At 42.9% G+C, this 9,392-nt stretch carries 9 protein-coding genes and 1 rRNA gene; 7 read left to right on the top strand and 3 right to left on the bottom strand.

All coding sequences use genetic code 11. The annotated features are described in order from the left end of the window. The 7 genes from rrf to QL982_RS13505 form a co-directional block, all read left to right on the top strand. Window positions 1–110: ribosomal RNA gene (gene rrf, locus QL982_RS13535) — 5S ribosomal RNA — on the top strand; the annotation flags it as partial. 131 nt (window positions 111–241) lie between these two features. After that, window positions 242–589, top strand: a complete 348-nt coding sequence (locus QL982_RS13530; RefSeq protein ID WP_290165341.1) for a hypothetical protein — start codon at window positions 242–244, stop codon at window positions 587–589. Window positions 590–909: 320 nt separating this feature from the next. After that, window positions 910–1,968, top strand: coding sequence for a TRAP transporter substrate-binding protein (locus QL982_RS13525; RefSeq protein ID WP_290165339.1), 1,059 nt, complete (start codon window positions 910–912; stop codon window positions 1,966–1,968). Window positions 1,969–1,985: 17 nt separating this feature from the next. Next, window positions 1,986–2,513: a TRAP transporter small permease subunit gene (locus QL982_RS13520; protein WP_290165337.1), complete on the top strand. Its 528-nt coding sequence runs from the start codon at window positions 1,986–1,988 to the stop codon at window positions 2,511–2,513. Further along, entirely contained in the window at window positions 2,510–3,799 is a 1,290-nt protein-coding gene (locus QL982_RS13515; RefSeq protein ID WP_290165335.1) for a TRAP transporter large permease, read from the top strand. Before QL982_RS13520 ends, QL982_RS13515 begins: the two co-directional genes overlap by 4 nt. Window positions 3,800–4,064: 265 nt before the next feature. Beyond that, window positions 4,065–5,117, top strand: a complete 1,053-nt coding sequence (locus QL982_RS13510) for a 5'-nucleotidase (RefSeq protein WP_290165332.1) — start codon at window positions 4,065–4,067, stop codon at window positions 5,115–5,117. A 44-nt stretch (window positions 5,118–5,161) separates the two neighbouring features. Beyond that, window positions 5,162–5,767, top strand: coding sequence for a rhomboid family intramembrane serine protease (locus QL982_RS13505; RefSeq protein ID WP_290165330.1), 606 nt, complete (start codon window positions 5,162–5,164; stop codon window positions 5,765–5,767). A 57-nt stretch (window positions 5,768–5,824) separates the two neighbouring features. Here QL982_RS13505 and QL982_RS13500 read toward each other — a convergent pair whose 3' ends face one another. The 3 genes from QL982_RS13500 to QL982_RS13490 all read right to left on the bottom strand — a co-directional run bounded on the left by QL982_RS13500 (window position 5,825) and on the right by QL982_RS13490 (window position 8,857). Next, on the bottom strand, window positions 5,825–6,373 hold the full coding sequence (locus QL982_RS13500) for a hypothetical protein (RefSeq protein ID WP_290165328.1): 549 nt from the start codon (window positions 6,371–6,373) through the stop codon (window positions 5,825–5,827). Window positions 6,374–6,724: 351 nt separating this feature from the next. Beyond that, window positions 6,725–8,593: a sodium:solute symporter family protein gene (locus QL982_RS13495; RefSeq protein WP_290165325.1), complete on the bottom strand. Its 1,869-nt coding sequence runs from the start codon at window positions 8,591–8,593 to the stop codon at window positions 6,725–6,727. Between the two features lie 3 nt (window positions 8,594–8,596). Next, complete coding sequence (locus QL982_RS13490; protein ID WP_290165323.1) at window positions 8,597–8,857, bottom strand: DUF4212 domain-containing protein; 261 nt, start codon at window positions 8,855–8,857, stop codon at window positions 8,597–8,599. Between the last annotated feature and the right edge of the window lie 535 nt (window positions 8,858–9,392).

Here is a 9,392-nt window from a genome sequence, read left to right as displayed (position 1 = left end):
CGACAATAGCATGATGGCACCACCTGATCCCTTCCCGAACTCAGAAGTGAAACATCATAGCGCCAATGGTAGTGTGGGTTCGCCCATGTGAGAGTAGGTCATCGTCAGCTCTCTATTCAAAGTTAAACCCCCAACGTTAATTCGCTGGGGGTTTTCTTTTTGTCTGTGAAATGATTTGATGTGATATTATTTATCAACTTATAGAAGTAATTCTGAGCTATTATCTATTTCGGAGCACATTATGGGCGTTTCACTCTATTACACTGCAGAGCGTTCTACGCTATTGACGCCGCAGGAGCAAGAAAAAATTACGTTAGTAGTCGATAAATATAACACAAGCTTTGAGTATGCAGAAGAGGCGGAGTCTTTTGATCTTTACGCCTATGATGACAGTGAATCCGAAACAATATTAGCAGGTGCTACAAAACTGTCTTCTAGCATGGATGTAGAGGTTTTGATGTATAGTATTAATCATTGGCTAGAGTGTTTGACCGAAGTTCGATTGGTAGTCACTGATGCAGAATGGCATGTTCATTTGGACGATAGTGACGCAATATGGCTAGATGATAAGTGGCAGATGGAAGAATAAGCGTCTATTGCTATCACCATTTATAAGATGCTTAAGCTACTGCTCTTTTATGAGTGTTTAATTGAGTTTAGCTACCTCTGATTATAATCTCTCAAACCAAAATAATCATTTTAGAACTGTCTGCAACATTGATGCACCACCCAGAATGTGCTCAAAATGATTTGACTTATATCATTATAGCTGCTAATTTTAAACTGTATTTTTATTACAGGTATGTAAAAAATACATATAAACTTGTAGACAGTCCAATCTAGTATGGATCGAATTGTTTATCGGTAATGCCTCACTCCTATTTTCATAATTATCAAAAGGAATTGATAATGAAGTTAGCTCCTCTTTTTTCAATTGGTGCTTTAGCCGCTATTAATCTGCTGGGTTGTTCTAACCAATCTGCTGACACGACTGATGGCTCATCAGCCACTTCTCAAGAAACCACTGTGTTACGCTTCTCACATTTTTGGCCAGCAACCTCATCTATCAGTACAGAAGTTTTTGAGCCTTGGGCAAAACAAATAGAAACAGATTCTGAAGGTCGCCTAAAAGTAGAATTATATCCCTCAGCGGGTCTTGCCAAAGCAGACGTTACTTATGAATCGGCTGCTAAAGGTACGATAGATATCGGTTCACAAGCTCATGGCTATACCAACGGTCGATTTCCTTTGACTCAGATTGCTGAGCTTCCAGGTCTATCAAATTCAGCCACTCAAATGGGTTGTATGCTCCAGACTCTTTATGATGATGGTACGCTAGCTAGTGAATATGAAGATTCACATCTACTATTTATGTACGGTGCTGGACCTGGTGCACTTCATACAACTGATAAGTTGATTCGAACGCCTGAAGATATGAAAGGTATGCGAATCCGTCGTCCTTCAGCTGTTGCTGGTGACATCATCGAAAGTGCTGGTGCCTCCCCAGTAGGTCTACCTGCTAATGATATGTATACTTCTTTACAGCGCGGTGTCGTTGATGGGCTAAGTTTTCCTTGGGAAGCGGTAACTGCTTTCAAAATCGATGAAATCACAAAATATCATACCAATATCCCTTTCTATAGTTCGGCGCTCATGGTTACTATGAATAAGGATAAATACAATAATTTGCCTGATGATCTAAAACAAATTTTGGATAAAAACTCAGGGATGGCGCTTGCTAATAAGGTTGGCGAAGTCTTTGATAAGCATGACCAAATGGCTATACAAGCGGCCAGAGATAAAGGCGATGAAATCATTGAAATCCCTGATCCACTCAACGATCCAGATTGGAAAGGCCCTCTCGAAGAAGGAACAAAAAAATATCTAAAGGACGTTAATGCTTTAGGTTTGGATGCTGATAGTGTCTATGAAAAAGCAAAAGCTGCTAGTGCCGCCTGTAAGGTATAACCTATTGGAGGTGTCACATGGCATTTTTAGTCAAGCTCAGCGTTTTAATCTCTAGGTTATGCCAATTTATTGGTGGTATTAGTCTCATCATCATCGTACTAACCACCATGTTAGACGTCACCGCACGCTATATATTCAAGCTCACTGGTGGTGAGTTTGGATTTACGGTCAAGGGTAGCGTGGAAATTGTGTCGTATTTCATGCTATTTGCATTGTTAGCCGCATTCGCCGCATTTGTCGAGCGCTCACAAATCATCGTTGATGTCTTCACTCAGAAAATGCCACAGTCCATCAAAGGCTACCTAATGGGTATCTTTATGATGGGCTTCTTTGTCATCGGCATTGTCTTTTCATGGGGACTCTACGAGAGCGCCATGGACGCCTTAGAGTACGGCAAAGTCACCCAAGACCTAAGACTCTCCATGATGCCTATTTATATCATCAGTGCTTTCTTAAGCGTCCTACTAGCCATTCGCTCATTGATCGAATCCATCAACATCTTTAAGACAGGCGAATTCTTTGACGCCGAGGAGACAGGCGCATGAGTCCAGAAATTATCGGTGCGATTGGCCTAGTTGTCATGATCTTATTGGTGGTACTACGGGTTCCTGTAGCACTTGCCATGTTAGGGGTGGGTTTGGTAGGTTTCGGTGCAGTTACAGCGCCTAGTGGTGCATTGCAAATGCTCAAGGACATCCCAGTTGATGTCTTGGCAAAGTATGACTTTAGTGCGATTCCCTTATTCATACTCATGGGTGTGTTTGCCACACATTCAGGTATGGCAGGTAAACTATTTGAAGCCACACGCACGATATTTGGTGGAGTAAGAGGGAGTCTGGGTATTGCAGGTATCGGTTCGTCTGGTGTCTTTGCCTCTATTTCAGGGTCATCGCTCGCCACTGCCTCTACCATGACTAAAGTTGCTTTGCCGCAAATGGAGAAGTATGGTTATCAACCAGGGTTTGCCTGCGGTATTTTGGCAGCGGGTGGTACGTTGGGTATTATGATTCCACCCAGTATTGCTTTACTGGTCTATGCCATCTTAACCCAACAATCCGTGGGTGACATGTTCATTGCAGGTTTCTTGCCTGGTATCTTGGGCATGGTGATGTACTCAATCACGGTCATGATTATGGTGCGCTGGAAACCGCATCTAGCACGCCGTGGTGAAAAAACCACTTGGAAAGCCAAGCTACTATCGCTGACTGGTCTGATACCATTTAGCTTTATCTTTATTGTGATTATTGCGGGTATCTTCTTAGGGCTATTTACGCCAACAGAAGGAGCGGCCGTGGGTGCATTTGTCTCTTGGGCATATGCATTTGTTAAAGGCATGCGTTTAGATGGTTTAAAGCAGTCATTGATTGAGACACTCGCGCTCTCTGCTGTGGTGTTCTTTATGCTGCTGGGTGCAGAGGCACTGGGGTATTTTATCTCAGTCTCGCGCTTGTCTTATACCTTGGCGTCTTGGATCGGTGGACTGGCTGTCAGTCCAATGATTGTGCTAATCTGTATCCTGTTCATGTATTTCCTATTGGGTCTGTTCATGGATGCGCTCGCGATGTTGGTGATTACCATTCCTGTGGTGTATCCCATTATTCTCGCATTAGGATTTGATCCAGTATGGTTCGGTATCATTGCAGTATTGACGGTGGAGCTTGGTTTGATTACGCCACCGATGGGGATGAATATCTTTGTGATTAAGGCGATGGCACCGCATATTAAGCTGTCTGATATGTTTCGCGGGGTCGCACCATTCATTGTCTCTGATGTGATTCGACTGGTAATATTGGTGATGTTCCCTGCTATTTCGCTTGTGCTGTTAGGGTAGTCTGAATCTGAACCTCAGCGTATAGAATCACCGTATCGTAATGAATTAATCTTTCTACTCGTTAAGAAGCCATATTGCTAATCTAGCAGTATGGTTTTTTTATTGGTTGATTTTTTATTTAAGAAAAAAAGCAGGGTATCTTTTAAATTCAGGGCCTGTACTGCTGCCTCATAGCGATAACTTTTCTTATTGTTATAAACACTAGCGAATGTAGTAAACTGGTTTGCATTCGTTTCCCTATATAACTTTATAAGTAGAGATAGTCATGGCTGTCGATTTTAGTAATACGCTCATCGTTGCAATTTCTGCAACAGCACTTTTTGATTTGACTGAGTCAGAAAATTATTTGCTAGAGCTGTTAGAGCAGCGACCTACCAGTGCCATAAAAGAATTTAGAGAGTACATGATCGAGCGTGAAAATGATCCTCTGAGTATTGGTGCAGGCTATCCGTTGATTAAAGCGTTACTAAACCTAAATAAGTATTGTGATAATAGTGATATACAGGGTACAGAACTAGAAACTCCTTTGGTTGAGGTCGTTATCGTCTCAAAAAGTAGTCCAGATACGGGTATTCAGGTGCTTAATGCGATTTTAGAACATGGCATCAATATCTCGCGTTCTGCCTTTATTTCGGGTAGCCCTGTTGCTCCTTATATTAAGGATTTCAACGTCGATTTGTTTTTGACCACCAATCGCGAGGATGCCCAGCAAGTGGCAGATGCTAATATTTGTGCTTGTGCCATACTAGATGCGACGCCTGTCAATACTTATGAGTTGGATACCGATCAGCTGCGCATTGCCTTTGATGGTGATGCGGTGCTTTTTGATGATTCAGGTGAACTGCTTTATAAGCAGAAAGGGCTACGAGCTTTTCATGATCGTGAAGTACAAATGCGCGACTTACCGATTGAAAAAGGCCCTTATGCTGAACTATTGATTAGGCTGTCAAATCTGCAAGAGCGCCTACCTGCTGGTCTAAAATATTCGCCAATAAAAATTGCGCTTGTGACCGCACGTAATGCACCAGCTGACTTGCGTGCTATCAAGACGCTGCGAGAGTGGGGCGTGAACGTCGATATGGCATTTTTTTTGGGAGGACTGGAAAAAACAGCCGTACTCAGAACATTTGCACCACATATTTTCTTTGACGATTCAATCAAGCATATCGATGCGGCACGTCGCTTTATCCCTACAGCTTTGGTTCCTTATCATTCGACATCGTTATTACATGGCGATAACTACTTAACTGCGGATAAGGACGCATCATTGTTGTCCTTCCAACCTGCTGTGCGCCCACTATTTGCCGTGAATCATTGAAGCATATATAGATGATAAATAAGATCTAAAGAATAGGATGGCATATGAATTGGCAGCAATTTCTCACTTTAATTGTCGTACGAATAAAGCAGGTCATTGGACTCTATGCTTTTGTGCTTATACCGATGTGGGGCATGTTTTTTTTAAATGAAGTGGCCTTATTTGGTCTGTGGAACATCTTTGGTATCGTGCCGCGTGCTTTAGATGTGGGTAGTATGATAGGGGTGTTTGCTTCATGGACCATGCATGGCAATTTATCGCATTTAACTGGTAATACGGTGACGCTATTACAAATTCTGTTTTTGTTTGGGCTGTTTGAAAAAAATGCTTATCGCACGGTGATTAAACTGGTCGTTGCTTCAGGATTGGTTACATGGATTATTGGGTCGCCCTCTTCTATCCATATTGGCGCATCAGGATTGTGCTTTGCGATGCTTGGTTACATGATAGGCGGGGCTATATTTGCGCGGCGTTGGGGTTATCTGATTGCTTGTATTGTCATGGGAGCTGGCTATTGGCTGACCATTAAGCAAGGATTGATGCCGCAACAAGGTATCTCGTTTGCGGCACATTTTGGTGGTTTATGCGCTGGGCTATTGCTGGGAGCCAACTCAAAGCATACTTATTCAGCAGTTTCTCAACGCTATTAAAAGCAACTTACTATCAGCGTTCAATGAATCAGTATTACCATACTAAGCGTTATTGGATTAGATACTTTCGTCAGTACAGATTTTGATAAATAAAGGATCGTTTGTAGTCAGCTCTCGCCATGCAGTGGTTTGTTTGACATGTTCATCAACCGTCAGCGTGCTACCTTTTTCTGGTATCACGTAGTCCGCTCGTGCAGGAGTCGTGCAATCTATTACCTGTAAAATCTTTTGCACACTTCTGCGTCTTTCAAACAAATACAAATTGACTAAATGCATGTCTGGATTGTCTGTATGCATGCTGGCATTGCCTGTATCTGCGGCAATAAAGCGTAAGACGTGCGGTTTGACATAAGACCATGGGCGAAACCATTCTGTGCTTTTGGCAGTTTTTACGACTTCGACACCAGCAGGCAGCTGCCGGACTTGTTGACTGTACCAGTTGTATTCTTGATGTATTTGAAAAGCAAACATACCCATCGCAGCAAATAAAGGAATCAGCCACTTTGGCGCGCGCTTACCTGACAATTTACAGAGGTGAGTGATGATCAGTGCCAACCCAGCCATTCCAAACGCGGCAGCGATGGTCGCGATAAACTCAAAAAGCATAAAATATTCCTTAATGCGCTAGGCAGTTTTAGTCAGGCATGTTCAATTAGGACGTGTTCAATGAGGCAAATAAAAAAACAAACTAAAAATTATTCTAGGGCATGTCCTCAATTCAATCGATAGTTATCTAAATGGGTTAAAAATGGCTAAATCTTGCCAAACGGCGTCAAATAGTTGGTCAATATCTCGATATTATCTGCACTATTTTCCTTGTTTGACTGCGATTTATCTCATTTTTATCAACATTTTTAAAATGAGGACACGCCCTAATGATTTTTAGATAAAAAATCACTCACCAGCATTGACTGCCAGTGAGTGATAGTAACAGAGGATATGTCGTCATTCGTCAAATTAATGGTCGACTGCACCGCCTGCGCCGCGAGGTGAGCGAACACTTTCAACCAGTTCTTGAATGTGCAACGGTGGTGCTTTCGTTGCATAAGAAACAATGAATGCGACGGTAAAGTTAAGCAATGCCCCAATCGCACCAAATGACAATGGTGAAATACCAAACAACCAATACTCTGCGGTATCAGGGAAATTGGCAGTACCACTGATAAAGAACCAGCCTTTGAAGACGAAGATATAAACCAAGATACTAATCAAACCTGTCAACATACCAGCGATAGCGCCAAGATTGTTGATACGTTTTGAGAAAATACCCATCATCAGTGCAGGGAAGAGAGAAGCACCCGCGATACCGAATGCCAATGCCACGACCTGTGCGGCAAACCCTGGTGGATTCATACCTAGGTAAGTAGCAACCACAATCGCGATACCCATCGTGACACGTGCGACCTTTAGCTCTCCTTTGTCAGTGATATTTGGATTGAGATTTCGTTTGATTAAATCATGGCTAATCGCTGACGAGATGGCAAGCAATAGGCCAGCGGCAGTTGACAGTGCAGCAGCCAAACCACCTGCAGCGATCAAACCAATTACCCAAGGTGGTAGTTGTGCAATCTCTGGGTTAGCCAATACTAGAATATCAGCATTGACGTCGAGCTCGTTACCAGTCCAGCCTGCATCGGCAAAACGGCCATCTACTTCTAGGTCGTGTGCAGCGCGCGCTGTTTCAACCGCAGTGGTCGCAGCACCCACATCACCACCTTCAGTCTGTGCATTGGTTAGCGCAACTTCTGCGGCACCCAGTCCACTGTCGTTATACATCTGAATACGACCATCGTTATTGAGGTCAGTATATTTAATCAAGCCAGTATCTTCCCAAGTCCTCATCCAGTCTGGACGTTGGTCATAGTTGATAGCAGGCTCTGCGACACCTTGTGGATAGATAGTATCAATGAGGTTTAAGCGAGCCATTGCGCCAACGGCAGGTGCCGTGAAGTATAACAGTGAGATAAAGACCAATGTCCAACCAGCGGTCCAGCGTGCATCGGCAACTTTAGGAACCGTGAAAAAGCGAATAATAACGTGAGGCAGACCAGCCGTACCGATCATTAGTGACAAGGTGAAAAGCACCATGTTTAACTTGTTAGGTACGTCAGCCGTATATGCTGTGAATCCCAAATCGGTCACGACTTGATCGAGTTTGGTTAAAATAGGCACGCCAGATTCGAGATGGTTTGAAAACAAGCCCAAACCTGGAATTGGATTGCCTGTTAATTCCAGTGAGATAAAGACGGCAGGAATGGTATAAGCAATCATTAGAACCACATACTGCGCAACCTGCGTGTAGGTAATCCCTTTCATACCACCAAGGACTGCGTAAAAGAATACAACAACCGCCGCAATAATAAGGCCCGTGTTGTTGTCTACTTCTAAGAATCGTGAAAACGCGACCCCAGCACCGGTCATCTGGCCGATAACATAGGTGGTGGAGGCGATAATCAAACAAACCACCGCAATCATCGCCGCCGTTTTTGAATAAAAGCGATCACCAATAAAGTCAGGCACGGTGAACTTGCCGAATTTACGTAAGTAAGGCGCCAGTAGCATGGCTAATAAAACATAACCACCTGTCCAACCCATCAAGTAGGTCGATGCGCCATAGCCGCCCGCCGCAAGCAAACCTGCCATAGAAATAAAGGACGCAGCACTCATCCAATCAGCTGCTGTCGCCATACCGTTTACGACGGGATGTACACCGCCACCTGCCACATAGAATTCACTGGTTGTCCCAGCACGAGCCCAAATCGCAATACCAAAATACAGAGCGAAAGATAAGCCCACAAAAATAATATTAATCAGATACTGGCTCATGGTCTATTCCTCATCTACGCCATATTGTTTATCTAACTTATTCATACGCCATGCGTAGAAGAAAATTAAAATGATAAACACCCCGATGGAGCCTTGCTGGGCGAACCAAAAGCCCAAGTCAGTGCCGCCGACCTTAATACCGGCCAAAAGAGGACGTAATAAAATAGCAAAACCATAAGAACATAGTGCCCAAACCACTAAGCTACCTACGATGAGACGGAGATTGGCACGCCAATAACCGGATGGGTCGTTATGATCTTTCATGGGACAACTCCTTTTGTCTTCCCTAAAAAATACCAACAATATAAAAAGGACAGCGATTATTTTTTATGAAAAATTGGTATAAAAAATAGACATGTACCGTTTTCTATAGTGAGAACGATGATGCGTAATAGTCCGTTTATTTATCGGTAAATTTTTACTTAAAATAAAAATAACTACCGTGTTAGGCATCACATTGGTCGAAATGTTGCTCTAAACCATCGAATGGTAAAAACAGCGTTTCTTGAGGAAGACAGAAAGGGTGGACTCTCCAGTGTCTTTTAGCCATCTCGTCTTCCTGACAAGAGTCTTAATGTTTTTAACGCGCTAATCTGCTGTGCTGATGGATAGTATTGATAATCATAAAACAGCATAAACGGATATAGAATTTATCTTAGCACGATTCAATAAATATCATTGCAAACTACTGAGCATGAATTATATAAAAAATACTAAAAATTAGTTTGGATATCATTGTGTTAGAGAAAGGATGTTACTGAAATCGTACGGCAAATGTATCATTTATGCGGTTAAATTA

Origin of the sequence: Psychrobacter sp. 5A.1, from assembly GCF_030407455.1 — a bacterium.
Lineage (GTDB): Bacteria > Pseudomonadota > Gammaproteobacteria > Pseudomonadales > Moraxellaceae > Psychrobacter.
Note: the sequence above shows the minus strand (reverse complement) of the source record. Positions and strands in the feature narration are given on the sequence as shown.